A 16,017-nucleotide genomic window follows, 5' to 3' on the forward strand; every position below is an offset into this window, starting at 1 on the left:
ACCAACCGCGCTGCGCGGCGAACCGTCAATATCCTTGCTTGTTAAGGGACTTGTCACGCACACAGTGTCGTCCGGGCCTGATCGATGAGTCCAACACATGTTTGTCACCTCATCCATCGTGATCCACGATGGATGGATGGAGCTTCAGCAGATGCGCTACGTCGTCGCCGTCGCCGAGACGAACAGCTTCACCCGGGCCGCGACACGTTGCCTCGTCGTCCAGTCCGCCCTCAGTCACCAAATCGCCCGCCTGGAAAAGGAATTGGGCGCCAGGCTCTTCGACCGCACCAGTCGCCGGGTACGGCTGACACCGGCAGGTGCGGCATTCCTCCCCGCGGCCCGTCAGTGCCTGGACGCCGCCGAGCGCGCGGCAGCCGAGGTCGCGGCGGCTGTCGGTGAGGTACGGGGACGGCTCGCCGTGGGCCTGATACCCACCGTCACCGCGGTCGACATTCCACGCGCGCTGCGCGACTTCCGCGAGCGGTACCCGCACGTGCGCATCAGCCTCCGCGTGGGCGCGAGCGATGAGCTGGTCGAGCACGTCAGGGAAGGAGTGATCGAGGTGGCCTTCCTCGGGCTGCCGACCACCGCGCGACCGCAGGGTGTCAGCGCCCACGAACTCGCCCGTGACCGACTGGTCGCCGTTGTCGCGCCGGACCACGCACTCGCCGGAGAGGCCACGGTCACTCTTGGCCGGCTCTCGTCCGAGGCGTTCGTGGACCTGCCGGCCGGCACCGCGGGCCGCATCCAGTCCGACCAGGCCTTTTCAGCCGCCGGCCTCAGCCGCGACGTCGCCTTCGAAGTGACCACCGCCGACTTCATGGCCCGGCTGGTCGGACAGAACCTGGGTATAGCGATGCTTCCCTCCGCCTACGTGCCCCAGCTCACCGGCGTCCGCACGATCGAGGTCACGGACGCACCGGCCCGCATCGAGTACGTCGTCTGGAGCCGTGGCAGCCGTACGCCGGCGGCGGCCGCCTTCCTGTCCGTTCTCGACATCCCGGCCGCGCACGACAGGGCGTGAGCCCGACACGCACAGGCGGGGGCACGGCTCAGCGCGCCCCGGCTCAGTACGGGCATGGCCGGTCCGGGCATGGCATGGCAGGCCCGGGAGCCGGCCGGCCCGTATTCCCGCGGAGCCATTCGACTTCCTATACCGGACATGCGATTCCCCATTGGAAAACCGTTGAGGTCTGCGTATACGTTCGAGGACATCGCCTCACCGACGATCCGCCCGAGGAGCGTAAAGCTCGCGGGCGGGTCGAGGCGCCCGATCCATCCTCCCGGGCCCCAACGGGCCCGCAATCCCCGGAGTCACCCCATGTCCAAGATTCTCTTCGTGATGACCGGCGTCGACCACTGGACGCTGGCCGACGGCACACAGCACCCCACCGGTTTCTGGGCGGAGGAAGCCGTCGCACCCTACGAGGCGTTCAAGGCCGCGGGCCACGACATCGTCGTCGCCACGCCCGGTGGCGTCGTCCCCACTGTGGACAAGGCCAGCCTGGCGGCCGACGTGAACGGGGGCCAGGAGGGCGCCGACAAGGTCGCCGCCACCCTCGACTCGATCAGCGAGATCAAGAACCCGGTCCGGCTGCAGGACGTGAACCCGGACGACTACGACGCCGTCTTCTACCCCGGCGGCCACGGCCCCATGGAGGACCTCGCCGTCGACCCCGTCTCCGGCGCACTGCTGATCGCCACACTTGAGTCCGGCAAGCCGCTGGCCATCGTCTGCCATGCCCCCGCCGCCATCCTCGCCGCGACGCGGCCGGACGGCACGAACGCCTTTGCCGGATACCGGGTGGCCGCGTTCACCAACGTCGAGGAAACCCAGGCAGGCCTCGCCGGGAAGGCGAAGTGGCTGCTGGAGACGCGGCTCCTCGAAGCCGGACTCGACGTCCGCACCAGTGAGCCGTGGGCCCCGCACGTCATCGTCGACCGCAACCTCGTCACCGGCCAGAACCCCTCGTCCTCGGCCCCGCTCGCTGTGGAGCTCCTCAAGAAGCTGGCCTGAGCGACCTCGGCCGCGCCGCCCGACCGCCCGGCGCGAAGCGTCATCGGAAAAATTAGGCTCACACCCATGAGGCATGAAGATCCGCATGGCAGCGGCATCCCGCCGCACTCCCCCGGCCAGTCCACGGCGCCGGTGGTGACGGACCTCAACCTGCTGCGTACGTTCCTGGCCGTGTACCGCTCAGGTTCCTTCACCGCCGCCGCCAAGCTGCTGGGGCTGTCGCAACCCACGGTGACCACACAGATCCGTGCCCTGGAGCGGCAGGCGGGCCGGGAGATGTTCGAGCGGCTGCCGCGCGGCGTGGCCCCGACCGCGGTGGCGCATGACCTCGTGGCTCGCGTCGCCGCACCTCTCGACGCGCTCGCCGCCGCCACGGGCCAGGACACGGCGACGAACGAGCGGGCCGCTCCCGTACACCTCGCCGGGCCGGCCGAGTTGCTGTGCTCCCTCGTTCTGCCGGCGCTCGCCCCTCTGACCGCCACGGGCGTACGCCTCCGCGTGAGCATGGATCTCACCGATCCGCTCCTGGAGGAGCTCCGCGCGGGGCGTCACGATCTCGTGATCGCCACGTCCCGGCCGCGCGGCAGGACAGTGACCGCCGTTCCGCTCATGGACGAGGAGTTCGTGCTGGTGGCCGCGCCCTCGTGGGCCGGCCGTCTCATGCCACGCCTCGCGACGGTCGGCCCGGCCGCACTGCACACCGTCCCCCTCGTCACGTACGCGGAGGACCTGCCCATCGCGCGCCGTTACTGGCGCCACGTCTTCGGCACGCGCCTGTCCTGCGGGGCCGCCGTCACCGTGCCCGACCTGCGCGGTGTGCGCGCGGCAGTCGTCGCGGGTGCCGGCTTCACCGTCCTGCCGCGCTATCTGTGTCTGGACGAGATCGCCTCCGGAACCCTCGTCCTCCTGCACGAGCCGGAGGACCCGCCCATCAACACCGCCTATCTCGTCCAACGGCCGGGCACTCCGGACAACCCCGACGTCGTCCGGGTCCGCGACCTTCTGCTCAAGGCGGGGCGGACCTGGTGACCGTAGGCCCGGGACAGCTCTCCGGCCGGAGGATCACCGGCGGATACGGGCGATGAGCAGCGCCACGTCGTCATGGTTGCTGGGCTGGCGCAGTGCGGCCAGCAGGTGATCGCAGGTGCCTTCGATGTTGCGCTGCGGACCGTCGAGGAGAGCGACGAGCATGTCGAGACGGGCGTCGATGTCCTGGTCGCGCGTCTCGACCAGTCCATCGGTGTACAGGAGCAGTTGGTCACCCGGGTCCAGGTCGACGGAGGTGGTACGGAAGGGCACGCCGCCCACGCCGAGCGGGGCGCCGGTGGGCAGGTCGAGGAGTTCGGGCCGGTGTCCCGGCCGTATGCGGACGGGGGGCAGGTGTCCGGCCGTCGAGATCTGGCACTGCGCGGTGTGGGGGTCGTAGAGCGCATAGATGCAGGTGGCGATGTACGGGTCGAGCCCGGCGGTGATCCTGTCCAGATTGCGGAGTACGTCCGCGGGCGGCAGGTCCAGACCGGCGAGCGTCTGGGTGGCGGTACGGAGCCGCCCCATGGTGCTGGCGGCGTTGATGCCGCTGCCCATGACGTCACCGACGACGAGCGCCGTTCTGTCGTCGGTCAGGGACAGGACGTCGTACCAGTCACCACCCACCTCGATGGCGGCGCCCGCGGGCTGGTAGCGGGCGGCGACCTCCAGGCCGTAGAGGCACGGCGGCGGGTGCGGCAGAAGACTGCGCTGGAGGGTCAGAGCCGTGTCCCGCTGCGCCTGGTACCAGCGGGCGTTGTCGATACACACGGCGGCGCGGGCCGCCAGTTCACCGGCCAGCGTGGCATCGTCGTCGGTGAAGGGCAGCGGGTTCTGTGCGCGTACGAGGTCGAGGGCCCCGAGGACTTCCCCGCGGGCGATCAGGGGCACGGCCAGGTAGGAGTGGACACCCGCCTCGGCGAGGAGCGTGGCGGACTGCGCGTTGCGGGCGATGAGCCGCAGATCGGCCTCGCCGACGTGCGGGACCATGACGGGCCGCCCGGTGTTGACGCAGCGGGCGATGAGCCGTTCGGCGTCGTAACGGGCCACTTCGCCCGGCGGGTCGGCCGCGGAGACGGCGGCCGTGGGATAGGCGGTGACGACGGCCAGGGCTCGGAACACGGCAGGACCGTGGGAGGGATCCGGATTGCGGTGCCCCTTGAGGGCTGCCTCGAGAACGTCCACCGCGGCCAGGTCCGCAATCTCGGGCACAGCGACATCGGCCAGCTCACGGGCGGTCTGATCCAGGTCCAGCGTGGTGCCGATGCGAACGGACGCGTCCGCGACCACGCTCAGGCGGTGCCGTGCCCGCTCGGCGTCCAGCGCCGCACGGTGCCGGTCGGTCACGTCCACCGCCGAGACACCGACGCCGAGAACCTTCCCGCTGGAGTCCTCCAGCCGGTAGAAGGACACCGACCAGGCATGTTCGGTGTCGGGGTCATCGTGTGTGTGGCCGACGGTGTACTGGTCCACCAGCGGAACACCCGTGGCCAGGACCTGCCGCATCGCGGAATCGACGATGCTGCCGCCCATGAACGACACCGCCTCCGCACTCCGGCCGAGGTGGTCGTTCGCGGACATGCCGTTGATCCGCTCAAGGGCCGGGTTCACCATCACGTACCGCAGATCCTTGTCCACGACGGCCAGACCGATCGGTGACTGGTCGACCAACCGGACGGACAGGGCCAGGTCGCGCTCGACCCGCCTCAGCGTCGCCTGGTCGGTGGCGAGCCCGAGGGCGTACACGTCCCCGAGGTCGTCCAGCAACCTCATGTTGCGGAACTCCAGCAGTCGTGTCCCGCCGTCCTTGTGCCGTACGGGGAAGGTGCCCGCCCAACTCCCTTCGCCGGACATCACCTCACCGAAGAGGCGGAGCACGAGATCGACATGTTCCTCCGCCACCAGGAGCTGGATGGCGAGCTGGCCGAGCGCCTCCTCCGCGCTGTAGCCGATCAGTTCATGCGCCTGCGGACTCCAGAACACGATCCGGCCGTCCGAATCAAGAACGATCGCAGCCACGCCGAGGACGTCAAGGAGACCTCCGGGAGGCGAGCCGCCCAGCTGAGCGCGTCCCGCGGAGCCCGGATCCGCCTGAGGCCCGTCTGTAGCCATCGTCTGCCGCTCCTTCCGCCGCAGGCAGACCGTGCTTGCGGCGTTCCGCAGGCGGACACCCTGCAGGCGCCGACTCCCTCCCATAGTCCCCCTCCCGAGCCACCCCCGCAGCGCTCTGTCGTCGGACCGGCAACGACGTGGCCGGGCTGACGACCGGCGGCGTCGGTCAGCCGCGTTGCGAAGCGTTGAGGGACAGGGCTCAGCCGGGCATGGAGCCGACACCGGCGGACGGGACGGCGGCGGGGAGGTCGGCCGGGACACCGGCGGATACATCGGCCGGGGCGGCGACCGCGGCGTCGGCCGCAACAGAGCCCTCCGCGATGGCATCGCGCTGCCTCAGGTACGTGTCCAGCTCCGCCGCACCCGTCAGCATGGCCCGCGCGCGGGCGGACAGCCGATCCTGCCAGTCACGCAGTGTGGCCTCCAGCAGCTCCGGCCCGCCGGCCGTCCGCACCTGCGTGATCAGCGGGGCGATCTGCTCCAGCAGGTAGCCGCCTCGCCTGAGCTGGTGGGCCAGCCGGGCGTCCCGTACGTCGGCCTCGTCGTAGACGCGGTATCCGGTCCGCGGGTCGCGGCGTGGGCGCACCAGGCCGGCGCGCTCCCACTTGCGCAGCGTCGCGGGCCGGATCCCGAGCCGCCCCGCCAGCGGGCCGATGAACGTGTCGCCACGCCCGGACACGGATTCGGCGTCGGGTCCGGACGCCGTGGTGGGGGCCAGGTCGCGGAGCGCGCTCTCCACGGCCCGGAGCGTCCTCCGGTCCTCCAGGAGCTGGGCGTGGCCCTCGTCGATGAATGGGAACGCCCCGTCGGTCTCGCCCTCGTTGACCGCTCGCATGATCGACGCCGCCGTCCGGTGACCGTGGCCGGGCACCAGGGCGAGAAACGCGCGCAGAGCCCCCGCGTGCAGGGAGGTGTAGGTGCGGTAGCCGTGGGGCGTGCGGCCCGCGGCCGGAAGGATGCCGGCCTCCTCGTAGTTCCTGACCGCCTGCGTCGACAGCCCGTGCCCGCGCGCCAGATCCACCGGCCTGAGCCGTTCACTGCTTTGAAGGTTTTGCCCCATGAGGCCGACGGTAGCGCGAATCGCAGGAATAAGTTTCAACCGATGGTTCAACGATAGCGTTTAAGGCATGGCTATCGACATCAAGGACACCGTCCACGCCGTACAGGCTGCGGCCCTCATGAGGATGCTGACGGTCCGCCCCCGTCTGCTCGCCCTCGGCGAGCCCACGCACGGCGAGGACACTCTTCTCGGACTGCGCAACGAGCTCTTCCGGCAGCTCGTCGAGCAGGAGGGCTACCGGGCGATCACGATCGAGAGCGACTGCATGATGGGCCTGGTCGTGGACGACTACGTCACCGGGGGCGCGGGCACGCTCGACGAGGTCATGGAGCACGGATTCAGCCACGGCTGGGGCGCGTCTGCGGCCAACCGCGAACTCGTATGCTGGATGCGCGAGTTCAACGACGGCCGGCCCGCGTCCGACCGGCTCCGTTTCGCAGGTTTCGACGGCCCGCTGGAGATCGCCGCCGCAGCGAGCCCACGGGAGGCTCTCACCGCGCTCCACGGCTACCTGACCTCCGCCGGAGTGGACACGGACCTCCTCCCCTGCACGGCAGACACACTCGACCGCCTGCTCGGCACGGACGAACGGTGGACGGATCCCGCCGCGATGAGGGACCCGTCCCGGTCCGTGGGGCGGTCGGACGAGGCGGGTGAGCTGCGGCTGATCGCCGACGATCTCGTGAACCTCCTCGACACCCAGGCGCCGCATCTGCTCATGGCGACCTCGCGGGAAGGCTGGGACCGGGCGCGTCTGTACGGGCGCACCGCTACCGGCCTGCTGCGCTACCACCACTGGATGGCCGACACCTCAACGACCCGCTTCGCACGGCTCGTTGTAGTGCGGGACCAGATGATGGCCCACAACCTCCTCGCCGTCGCCGCTCGGGGCCCGGCGCTCGTCCACGCCCACAACTCCCATCTCCAGCGGGAGAAGAGCACGATGCGGATGGGCGGGGCGCCGCTTGAGTGGTGGAGTGCCGGTGCGCTCGTGAACGCCCGGCTCGGCGCGGACTACGCCTTCGTCGCCACGGCTCTCGGCACCGTTCGGCACCAGGCAGTGGACACGCCTCCGGCCGACACCCTCGAAGGGCTGCTGTACGCGCTACCGGAGGACACCTGCGTCATCGACGCCTCGCGGCTGGCCACCACGCTCGGCGACACGCTGCCGGCACCCCGCGTCTCCCCCTGGTTCGGCTACGCCCCGCTCGACCCCGCCCACCTGGCGGCCAGTGACGGCATCGTGTTCGTCAAGGACGTCACGAGACCTCAGGGGCTCTGACCGGACCTCATCGGCTCAGCGGAATTGGTGCAACACCTGAAGTTCGCCGACGAACCGTTGCGTCAGACGTCAGACGTCATGGGCGAGTGTCAGAGGCTCCAGGCATGATCGGCATGTCGATTCCTCGTGTCATACACAGGGCAAGGGAGCATCATGCCGGTGACGAACCAGCAGGTGGCGGAACACGCTTTTCTGCAGCAGCTCTACGCGGACGCGTACTACCCGGATCACGTCGTCGACAAGGGACGGGCCATCCTCCTGCGGCTGTGTGAACGCATAGAGGCGGAGCGGCCATCCGACTTGGCAGCGCTGTACGTGCTCACTCACGCGGCGACTGAGGAATTCAATCAGCTGGACGCGGAGTTCGTGGTCGCGGGAAGCGAGATCGAGACCGTCGCACGGGAGGAGATCGGCGGGGACTTCTGGTTCGTGGCGTCGGCCTACGGGTTCTCAGCCGCGGACGGTGAGGAGTTGATCGGCACCCGGGACTGGTAGGTAATCCTGTGGAGGTCCGCTGCCGGTGGTGACAGGCTCTTCAGCGTAGGCCGATTCCGTAAGGTGCCACAGCGGTTACACGCCCACTCGGCCTGCTCCGAACTTCCCCGGCATTTCTCTCACTTCCAGAAGCGAGGGCGAATCAGTGATCGTGTCGCAAGCCGTATTCCTCCTGCTCCTGGCCGCCCAGGCGGTACTGGTCGTACGGCACAGCCGCGGCTGGAAGCTGGAGTCGGCCGTCTCCGCCGGGTTCGCCATGGCGTTCCTCCTCCTGCCTCCCGAAGACGGCTGGCGTCTTCTGGAGACGGCAGTCAGGGTGTACGTCGCGGTGGGTATCGCCCCACTCGTGGAGAAGGGCCTCCGTAAGGCCGGAACCTCGCGCAAGGTTCTCGACGACGCCCGCTCCCCCCGCTTCTGGGCGGCGGCGGTCGCCTGTGCACTGCTGGCCGCACTGGTCGCGCGCGTTCCGCTGTAGCGGGGCCGGCGTCGGGGTGTCGCCGACGCGCCGTGCGCAGGCGGCCTGCGTCAGAAGCCGCAGTGGTCGTAGGCGCCGTTGTTGGGCAGTAGGGAGTCTTTCACCCACCCGTACGTGCCGTCGTGAGCGTTCCTGAGATACGTCCAGGTCGAACCGTCAGCGGCCCACGTGTAGCAGTAGTAGACCAGCGTGTCCCGCTGGTCGGCCCAGCCCCTGACGGCGCAGCCCGTACTGGAGCCGCTGCGCATGTTCGCGCTCACGCCCGCCGTCATCGTCACGGTGGTGCCGTCGTAGAACGGGCCGCTCTGGCCGCAGGACGCGTTCGCCGAGGCCAGGCCCGCAGTACCGAGCACCAGCCCCGCAGGTACGGCCAGTGCTGCCACCGTCAACGCCGCCGAACTCAACCGTCGTTCGCGCATGTCTGATCCCCTCCCGATGGCCCGGGGTCCGATACCGAGGGCACGACCGGAGCATGAGGGAAGGCGGCCCCGGCCGGAAGAGTGCGGAACGGCCGGAAAACAGATGTGCACCGAGGGTTTGGGTTCGCTCGGCGCTGGGCCGGCCGGAGCCGGGTGAGGGGGCCTGTCCCCTCACCCGGCTCCCTGCCTACCGGAGGCAGTTCATGACGCGTCGGGGCCCACATCGGCTGATGTGAGGGGGCGGCGGACCGGAGCCGAGGTCGCGTACTCGTCGGCACCGATGTCACGCGTGCCGCCCCGCGGCTGGCCGTCGATGTCATCGGCCACGGCCTGGCCGGCCAGTGTCGCCGCGTTGATCGCTGGACTGCCCGCCGACAGCCGGTGAATCCCGTCGGCCTGCTGCCGCAGGAGCGGGTCGACCCGCCGGTAGCCCCCGGAGGGGATGTTGCCGTTGGCAGCCGCGCCCCACAGGATGTTGCTCTGCCAGGTGAAGCCCGTGGTCGCTCCCATGGCCACCAGGGTGCCGGCACTGCCTACCAGGAGGTTGTCGGCGATGATCACGCTCCGTGGCTCGTGGTCCCGGCTCTCCCCCGTCAGCGTCCTGGCGTTTCCGACCAGGGTGTTGTGCACGATCACCGCGCGGTCGCAGGCGTCGTTGCCGCGCCTCTCCTCGGTCGTCTCACCGGTGTGGTGGTCGCGGGTGGTGCCGCTGCCGATCACCAGGGCACGGTCCGAGAGGCCGCCGAGGTAGTTGTTCACCACCAGGTGGTCGTTGCCGTACACGCGGACACCGTTGTCGCCCCCGATCAGGTAGTTGCCTTCCACCCTGGAGTTGTTGCCGTGCCTCAGCACGATTCCGCCACGGCTGTCGCGGACGGTGTTGTACCGGATGGTGTTGTCCGAGGACTTCACCGAGATGGCCTCGGGGTCCCCGTCGCACCGCTCGAACAGGTTGTGCTCCACGACGGCGTCGGCGCTGGACAGCGCCCGCCCGCTGTATCCGATGCGGATCGACTCGCCGCCGTTGTCACCGGCGAAGCTGTGATCGGAGAAGTGGTTCCTGAAGATGTGCAGGCGCTGGGCCATCGCGGTGGAGCCAGGGCCGTCCACGACGAGGAAGATGCCCTCGGTGGTCTTGTCGTGGAAGTGGTTCCGGTCGATCTTGACGTCGTCGCCCCGCACGACGACCCAGTCGAATCCGCTGCCCGCGTCGGTGAAGCCGAAGTCGTTGCGGGTGAGCCGGATGCGCGTACAGCCGGCCGGGATCTCCAGTGTGGTGCTCTGCCGGAACGCGAAGTCCCTGACGGTGACGTAACTGGAATCGCTGAAGACGAAGCCGCGTTCGCCCCGCAGCACCACACCGCCCCTCGACTCGGCGACGATGGTGATCGGCGCGTCGGCGGTTCCGTGCTTGCCCGACACTCTGATGGCGCCGCCCGACGGAACGGTGTACGTACCGTCGGCCAGGACGATCTGGTCGCCGGGAGCCGCCCCGTCGATCGCTTTCTGCAGGTCCGTCAGAGAACCGGCCGTCGCGGCCGTCGCCGTCGAGGCGTGGAACGGCACGGCGGCGAGCGCCGCGCCCAGCAGGGTGCCCGTGAGGAACGTACGTCGTTGCATGATGCCTCCTGATGGTGGGGGAAGGGCCGCGGCGCCACGGCAGCCCGACGCGTCCACCCGCTCACGGAGCGGATGGACGCGTTGTCAGTGTGCAGGGGCCTCTTGTCGCGCACAGGTGACGGTGGGCCGGGCTCTAGAAGTCGTCGGCGCCGGTGCGCAGCTCGTACGTCCAGTAGCCGGTCTTCGCCGCCGCGTCGTCGACGGCGATGCCTCCATTGGGCACGGTGACGGTCTTGCTGCCTTCGGCGGGACCCCCGGAGGCGAAGAGGTTCACGTAGAACGAGGTCACGGCGTGGTTCGCGTCGTCGACGCCACCGTTGTTGACCCGCACGGCCGCGTACGCGGGGGCGCCTGCCGCCAGTACGACGGGCGCGCCCGGCTTGCTCTTGGCGACCGGCGGGACGTCCTTGGACGTCTGCGGAAGGTCACCGAACCCGAGCAGCGGGTACTGGAGCAGCGTGCAGCTGTGGCCCGAGATGTTCGTGGCCGTCAGCGTGATGTGGGTGGTGGGCACGCCGTCCTGCTTGGCCGCGGTGACCTTCACGTCGTTGACGGTGCAGGCGGGGGACTTGGCGGCACCCTTCTTGGCGCCTGCCTGTGTGGCGGCGCCGGTGGAACCCGCCGTGTCCGAACCCGATGTACCCGTCCCCGCGTCGGCCGAACCGCTCGTGCCGGAGCCGGCGGTGGTCGAACCACTCGTACCCGCGGTGGCCGAACCGGTCGTGCCCGAACCAGCGGTGGTCGAACCGCTCGTGCCGGCACCGGCTTCGCCCTTGTCGGCGTTCGAGGCCGCGACGGCGGCCGCCCCGTCGCTCTTCGCGCTGTCGTCACCCCCACCGCAGGCGGTGAGCGCCATGCCGAGGACGGCTACGGCGGTCGCGGTGAGAACGGCCGGGCGGCGGATGGAGGTACGCATGTGGGGCTCCCCGTGTGATGCGGTCGGTGCGTGGTCGATGTCCGGTGCGAACATCTGGTCTGCTCTCAGTTTGCGACCGCGCTCTGCCGTCCTGCTGACGTCCCGCTAACGTCCCGCTGACGTCCGCGGACCGGCCGTCGACCGCGTGGCGCCGGCGATGGCCTGCTCACGGAAAGGGTGTCACCGACACGCGTACGCCGCCGCCCCGAGGATCAGGACGTGCGTTCCAGGAGCATGGCCATGCCCTGCCCTCCGGCGGCGACCACCGTGATCAGCGCGGTGGTGAGGTCGTCCTGGCGCAGGGTGGTGAGCGCGGTGGTGGTGAGGCGGGCGCCGGCCGCACCGTAGGGCTCGCCGAGGGCGATCGAACCGCCGTGCGTGTTCATCCGCTCAGGGTCCAGGCCCAGTTCGGCGCAGTAGGCCAGGATCTGGGCGGCGAAGGCTTCGTTGCCCGCGATGGTACCGATGTCCTCCAGGGACATCCCGGCCCGGGTCAGTGCCGCCCGGGTCGCGGTGACCGGGACCGGGCCCTCGGTCTCGGGGGTGCCGGCCGAGACCGCGGTGGAGAGGATACGGGCGAGCGGCAGGTGGCCGTGGGCGCGCGCGTACGACTCCGACATCACGACCACGGCGGCCGCCCCGTCGGAGAGCGGGGCACTGTTGCCCGCGGTGACCCGTCCGTCGGGGCGGAAGCGCGGCGGCAGTACGGCGAGGCTCTCCTCGGTCACGCCGATGCGCGGGCAGTCGTCAGCCGTGAAGGTGGTGCCGTCCGGAAGTTTGACGGGGAGGGTGTCGCCGAAGTGGAAACCGTCGGACAGCGCCTCTTGGGTGAGCCGGTGCGAGCGAGCGGCGTACGCGTCCATGTCGGCGCGGGTGATGCCGTAGAGATCGGCGGTGTTCTCAGCGGCCAGGCCCACGGGGATGTACGGGTCGGGCCATTCCCCCCGATCGCGCGGATCGGCCCAGGGTCCTGTGCCTGCGCCGGAGCGCTCCACCGTGCGCAGGCCCGCGCCCCGGAAGGCCGGATTCTCGGTGCAGGGCCAGGTGTCGGAGCTGCCGTTCGTCAGCCGGGACTGCGACTCGACCCCGGCCGCGATCACCACGTCGGCGTCCCCGCACCGAACCGCCTGCGCTGCCATTCGGATCGCCTGGAGCGATGAGGTGCAGAAGCGGTTGACCGTGACTCCGGGCACGTGGTCCCAGCCGAGCAGCACGGCGGCGATGCGGGCGATGTTGAAGCCCTGCTCACCTCCGGGCAGGGCGCAGCCGACGACCAGGTCGTCGACGCTGCGGGATTCCAGACCGGGAGTGCGGACGAGTACCTCGGCAACGGTGCGGGCGAGCAGGTCATCGGGGCGTACGGCGGCCAGGGCGCCCTTGTGGGCGCGGCCGACGGGGGTGCGGGCAGCGGAGGTGATCACGGCGTTCTGCATGATTCCAGGGCGGCCGCGAGGGCCGGGTCGAGCAGCCGTGTGAGGTCGGCCCGGCCCAGCACCGAGTCCCAGGGAAAGAATTCTGCTGCGGCGGTCTCAGGCGTGAACCAGCGGTAGCCGCCGAAGAGTTCGTCGGCCTCGTCCCCGGCCAGGGTGACCGGAAAGTGCTCGCGTACCGCTCGGAACAGCTGGAGCAGTGACGTGTCGAAGTCCCCCAGGGTGAGTCCGTCACGCAGGCGCCCCGCGTGGGCGCGCCCGGCCGGGTCGGCCAGTTCGTGGGCGTCCAGCGACACCCGCCGGTGCGAACTGCCCAGGTGGCGCACCATCAGTTCCGCGTAGGGGCCGTCCGGGTCACGCCCCATCGCGTCCCGGTCAGACATGCGGGCGCCGAGGTCCACAGAGAGAGTGTGCAGGGGGTCGGCCGCGTGACGGGCGAGAGCGGCGATGGCGCTGGAGTCGAGCCCTCCCGACAGCAGGACGCTCACCGGGACGTCGGCCCGGAGCTGCCGCGTCACGGCTGCGTCCAGCAGGGAGCGCACCTGGGCCACGGTCGTCGGCAGGTCGTCACGGTGCTCCACCGGTGTCAGTGACCAGTAGCGACGAGTGCGTGTGCCCTCGGGCGAGATCACGGCGACAGTGCCGGGCGTCAGCTCGTCCAGCCCTGCGAAGACGCTGCGCCCGGGGGTTTTGATCATGGGATGGGCGGACAGCAGCAGTTCCCGCATTCCGTCCAGGTCCAGCCGGGAGGGTACGGCGGGATGGGCCAGCACGGCCTTGGGTTCGGAGCCGAACACCACGCCGTCGGCAATCTGCGCGTAGTAGAGGGGCTTGATCCCGAGTCGGTCGCGCACCAGGGTCAGCCTTCGCGGTCCTGGCTCCCAGGAGGCGTAGGCGAACATGCCCTCCATGCGCGCGGGGGCCGCGTCGGCCCACTCGTCGACTGCCCGCAGCACCACCTCGCCGTCACTCCGGGTCCGGAAGCGGTGTCCTCGTGCGGTCAGCTCCGCGCGCAGTTCCGTGTGGTTGTAGACCTCGCCCGTGAACACCACCACGAGGGCCGTGCGACCACCGCGCTCAAGCACCAGGGGCTGCCGGCCGCCGACGAAGTCGACGGTGGCCAGCCGGTGTGCCCCAGACCTGCCGACTCCTCGGACCAGACCGTGGAGGCGTCCGGACCCCGGCAGGCCAGGGTCTCCGTCATCTCCTTCAGCGAAAAGCTCTCGGTCCCTCCGGGCACGCAGCCCGCGAACCCGGCATAGCCGGTCAGCCCACACACAGTCGAAACTCCCCGCCCCGGCAGAAGGGCTCGTCCACTTGAGTCCAGGACACCCATGCGCCGGTACCGCGCCGGACAGATGCCCGTGGCCTCGCGAAACGCTCAGGCCACCGTCACTGGAACGATCAAGAGCCGCCCAGGTCACCGGTGGTCATGCGCCGAGAGCCTGGACACGTTCACCACGCCGTCCGAGTCGGCAGGGATGAGCGGCTCGGGTGCGTGAACGAGGACTGGCCGTAAACCGCAGGGAACGACGAAGGGCAAGGAGAGAATCCACTCCTTGCCCTCCCCAACTTATAGCGCACCGGGGGGCTTGCGGCAAGGCCCGGGTCGTCCCGCAGAATGACCGGCCAAGCCCACTACCTGGGCAAACAGCAGACGCGCCGCTCGGTGCGGTGTTGAGGACGCATGTGAACTCCAATCTCGTCGAATGGGCGTTGTGATGATTGACGTAATCGTGGTCGGCGGCGGACCGACGGGCCTGATGCTGGCGAGCGAGCTGCGGTTGCACGGCGTGCGGGTGGTCGTACTCGAGAAGTTGACGGAACCGACGCAGGAAGGCCGCGGGCAAGGTCTGCACACGCGCAGCGTCGAGGTGATGGACCAGCGTGGGCTGCTGGACCGGTTCCTCGCCGTCAGCGAGAAGTTCCAGGTCGGCGGTCTCTTCGGCGGCATCATGAAGCCCTGGCCCGACGGGCTGGACACCTCGCACCCGTACGGTGTCGCCACTCCGCAGCCGGTCACCGAGCGGCTGCTCAACGAGCGTGCGCTGGAACTGGGTACGGAGATCAGGCGCGGCTGCGAAGTGGTCGGGCTGAGCCAGGACGACGAGGGGGTGAGCGTCGAGCTGGCGGACGGTACGCAGCTGCGCTCGCGCTACCTCGTCGGGTGCGACGGCGGCCGCAGCCTGGTGCGCAAACAGATCGGCGTCGACTTCCCGGGCGAGCCCGCCACGGTGGAGACACTGCTGGGCGAGATGGCGCTGGACGAGGATCCCGCGACGATCGAGGCCGTCGTCGAGGAGGTCCGCAGGACGCAACTGCGCTTCGGTGCCGTCCCGCTCGGGGACGGGTTGTACCGAGTCGTCGTACCCGCCGACGGTGTGAGTGAGGACCGTGCGACAGCTCCGGTCATGGAGGACTTCGCGAAACAGCTGCGGGCGGTCGCGGGCACCGACTTCGGTGCGCACTCGCCGCGATGGCTGTCGCGGTTCGGCGACGCCACCCGCCAGGCCGAGCGTTACCGGGTCGGCCGCGTCCTGCTGGCCGGCGACGCGGCGCACATCCACCCGCCGACCGGCGGACAGGGCCTCAACCTCGGCGTGCAGGACGCGTTCAACCTCGGCTGGAAGCTGGCCGCCGAGGTCGACGGGTGGGCGCCGGACGGACTGCTGGACAGCTACCACGCCGAACGGCACCCGGTGGGCGCCCGCGTGCTGGACAACACCCGCGCTCAGATCACCTTGCTGGGAACCGATCCGGGTGCGACAGCTCTGAGGGAGCTGTTCACGAAGCTGATGGACTTCGAGGAGGTGAACCGGTACGTCACCGGCATCATCACCGCGGTCGATGTGCGCTACGACTTCGGCGAAGGGCACGACCTCCTCGGCCGGCGGATGCGGGACGTGGTGCTGAAGCAGGGGCGCCTCTACGAGCTGATGCACAGTGGCCGCGGGCTGCTCCTCGACGGGACAGGCGGGCTCTCGGTGGCGGGCTGGGCGGGCCGCGTCGACCACATCGTAGTCGGCGAGGAACTGGATGTGCCCGCGGTACTGCTGAGGCCGGACGGCCATGTGGCGTGGGTCGGCGAGGATCAGCAGGACCTGCTCCGCCGGCTGCCCACGTGGTTCGGTACGGCCGACAGCTGAGCCAGCATCGGCGGGAGGG

At 70.0% G+C, this 16,017-nt stretch carries 15 protein-coding genes; 8 read left to right on the forward strand and 7 right to left on the reverse strand.

What is annotated here, in order from left to right; genetic code table 11:
* Window positions 1-136: 136 nt before the first annotated feature.
* The 3 genes from AB0C82_RS23485 (at window position 137) to AB0C82_RS23495 (ending at window position 3,046) form a co-directional block, all read left to right on the forward strand.
* A complete protein-coding gene (locus tag AB0C82_RS23485) occupies window positions 137-1,024 on the forward strand; it encodes a LysR family transcriptional regulator (RefSeq protein WP_362845316.1) in 888 nt (295 codons plus the stop codon).
* Window positions 1,025-1,321: 297 nt separating this feature from the next.
* Window positions 1,322-2,017, forward strand: coding sequence for a type 1 glutamine amidotransferase domain-containing protein (locus AB0C82_RS23490; protein ID WP_362845318.1), 696 nt, complete (start codon window positions 1,322-1,324; stop codon window positions 2,015-2,017).
* Window positions 2,018-2,083: 66 nt separating this feature from the next.
* Window positions 2,084-3,046 (forward strand): LysR family transcriptional regulator, encoded by a 963-nt coding sequence (locus AB0C82_RS23495; protein WP_362845320.1) that lies wholly within the window; start codon window positions 2,084-2,086, stop codon window positions 3,044-3,046.
* A gap of 33 nt (window positions 3,047-3,079) precedes the next feature.
* Here AB0C82_RS23495 and AB0C82_RS23500 read toward each other — a convergent pair whose 3' ends face one another.
* Both AB0C82_RS23500 and AB0C82_RS23505 read right to left on the reverse strand, forming a co-directional pair.
* On the reverse strand, window positions 3,080-5,155 hold the full coding sequence (locus tag AB0C82_RS23500) for a SpoIIE family protein phosphatase (RefSeq protein WP_362845322.1): 2,076 nt from the start codon (window positions 5,153-5,155) through the stop codon (window positions 3,080-3,082).
* A gap of 199 nt (window positions 5,156-5,354) precedes the next feature.
* Window positions 5,355-6,215, reverse strand: coding sequence for a TioE family transcriptional regulator (locus AB0C82_RS23505; RefSeq protein ID WP_362845324.1), 861 nt, complete (start codon window positions 6,213-6,215; stop codon window positions 5,355-5,357).
* 67 nt (window positions 6,216-6,282) lie between these two features.
* On the opposite strand from AB0C82_RS23505, the gene AB0C82_RS23510 reads away from it, so the two are divergent.
* From AB0C82_RS23510 to AB0C82_RS23520, 3 genes are all read left to right on the forward strand, one after another.
* Complete coding sequence (locus AB0C82_RS23510; RefSeq protein WP_362845326.1) at window positions 6,283-7,497, forward strand: erythromycin esterase family protein; 1,215 nt, start codon at window positions 6,283-6,285, stop codon at window positions 7,495-7,497.
* A gap of 153 nt (window positions 7,498-7,650) precedes the next feature.
* Window positions 7,651-7,992, forward strand: a complete 342-nt coding sequence (locus AB0C82_RS23515; RefSeq protein ID WP_362845328.1) for a DUF5713 family protein — start codon at window positions 7,651-7,653, stop codon at window positions 7,990-7,992.
* 151 nt (window positions 7,993-8,143) lie between these two features.
* On the forward strand, window positions 8,144-8,467 hold the full coding sequence (locus AB0C82_RS23520; protein WP_362845330.1) for a hypothetical protein: 324 nt from the start codon (window positions 8,144-8,146) through the stop codon (window positions 8,465-8,467).
* 50 nt (window positions 8,468-8,517) lie between these two features.
* Here the strand turns inward: AB0C82_RS23520 and AB0C82_RS23525 are convergent, their stop codons facing one another.
* From AB0C82_RS23525 to asnB, 5 genes are all read right to left on the reverse strand, one after another.
* Window positions 8,518-8,886, reverse strand: a complete 369-nt coding sequence (locus AB0C82_RS23525; protein WP_362845332.1) for an SH3 domain-containing protein — start codon at window positions 8,884-8,886, stop codon at window positions 8,518-8,520.
* A 201-nt stretch (window positions 8,887-9,087) separates the two neighbouring features.
* The gene (locus AB0C82_RS23530; RefSeq protein WP_362845334.1) at window positions 9,088-10,506 is read right to left on the reverse strand and encodes a polysaccharide lyase 6 family protein; all 1,419 of its coding nucleotides are present in this window, start codon (window positions 10,504-10,506) and stop codon (window positions 9,088-9,090) included.
* 133 nt (window positions 10,507-10,639) lie between these two features.
* A complete protein-coding gene (locus AB0C82_RS23535; protein ID WP_362845336.1) occupies window positions 10,640-11,422 on the reverse strand; it encodes a DUF4232 domain-containing protein in 783 nt (260 codons plus the stop codon).
* Window positions 11,423-11,634: 212 nt separating this feature from the next.
* Window positions 11,635-12,855 (reverse strand): acetyl-CoA C-acyltransferase, encoded by a 1,221-nt coding sequence (locus tag AB0C82_RS23540; protein ID WP_362845338.1) that lies wholly within the window; start codon window positions 12,853-12,855, stop codon window positions 11,635-11,637.
* A complete protein-coding gene (gene asnB, locus AB0C82_RS23545) occupies window positions 12,840-13,937 on the reverse strand; it encodes an asparagine synthase (glutamine-hydrolyzing) (RefSeq protein ID WP_362845340.1) in 1,098 nt (365 codons plus the stop codon). The genes AB0C82_RS23540 and asnB overlap by 16 nt, the downstream gene beginning before the upstream one ends.
* Between asnB and AB0C82_RS23550 the strand changes: the two genes are divergently transcribed.
* Entirely contained in the window at window positions 13,875-14,114 is a 240-nt protein-coding gene (locus AB0C82_RS23550) for a hypothetical protein (protein ID WP_362845971.1), read from the forward strand. The two genes, asnB and AB0C82_RS23550, sit on opposite strands and share 63 nt — an antisense overlap.
* Before the next feature lie 459 nt (window positions 14,115-14,573).
* Entirely contained in the window at window positions 14,574-15,998 is a 1,425-nt protein-coding gene (rox, locus tag AB0C82_RS23555; protein WP_362845941.1) for a rifampin monooxygenase, read from the forward strand.
* The last annotated feature ends 19 nt before the right edge of the window (window positions 15,999-16,017 follow it).

It is taken from the genome of Streptomyces sp. NPDC048560 (genome assembly GCF_040650955.1).
In the GTDB taxonomy this organism is placed as follows: Bacteria; Actinomycetota; Actinomycetes; order Streptomycetales; family Streptomycetaceae; genus Streptomyces.

Excerpts from the sequence above, each read along its gene's own strand:
- AB0C82_RS23505 (WP_362845324.1), bottom strand. The coding sequence starts at position 6,215 with ATGGGGCAAAACCTTCAAAGCAGTGAACGGCTCAGGCCGGTGGATCTG.
- AB0C82_RS23525 (WP_362845332.1), bottom strand. The coding sequence starts at position 8,886 with ATGCGCGAACGACGGTTGAGTTCGGCGGCGTTGACGGTGGCAGCACTG.
- AB0C82_RS23490 (WP_362845318.1), top strand. The coding sequence starts at position 1,322 with ATGTCCAAGATTCTCTTCGTGATGACCGGCGTCGACCACTGGACGCTG.
- AB0C82_RS23500 (WP_362845322.1), bottom strand. The coding sequence starts at position 5,155 with ATGGCTACAGACGGGCCTCAGGCGGATCCGGGCTCCGCGGGACGCGCT.
- AB0C82_RS23530 (WP_362845334.1), bottom strand. The coding sequence starts at position 10,506 with ATGCAACGACGTACGTTCCTCACGGGCACCCTGCTGGGCGCGGCGCTC.
- AB0C82_RS23535 (WP_362845336.1), bottom strand. The coding sequence starts at position 11,422 with ATGCGTACCTCCATCCGCCGCCCGGCCGTTCTCACCGCGACCGCCGTA.
- AB0C82_RS23495 (WP_362845320.1), top strand. The coding sequence starts at position 2,084 with ATGAGGCATGAAGATCCGCATGGCAGCGGCATCCCGCCGCACTCCCCC.
- rox (WP_362845941.1), top strand. The coding sequence starts at position 14,574 with ATGATTGACGTAATCGTGGTCGGCGGCGGACCGACGGGCCTGATGCTG.
- AB0C82_RS23510 (WP_362845326.1), top strand. The coding sequence starts at position 6,283 with ATGGCTATCGACATCAAGGACACCGTCCACGCCGTACAGGCTGCGGCC.
- AB0C82_RS23485 (WP_362845316.1), top strand. The coding sequence starts at position 137 with ATGGAGCTTCAGCAGATGCGCTACGTCGTCGCCGTCGCCGAGACGAAC.
- AB0C82_RS23540 (WP_362845338.1), bottom strand. The coding sequence starts at position 12,855 with ATGCAGAACGCCGTGATCACCTCCGCTGCCCGCACCCCCGTCGGCCGC.
- AB0C82_RS23515 (WP_362845328.1), top strand. The coding sequence starts at position 7,651 with ATGCCGGTGACGAACCAGCAGGTGGCGGAACACGCTTTTCTGCAGCAG.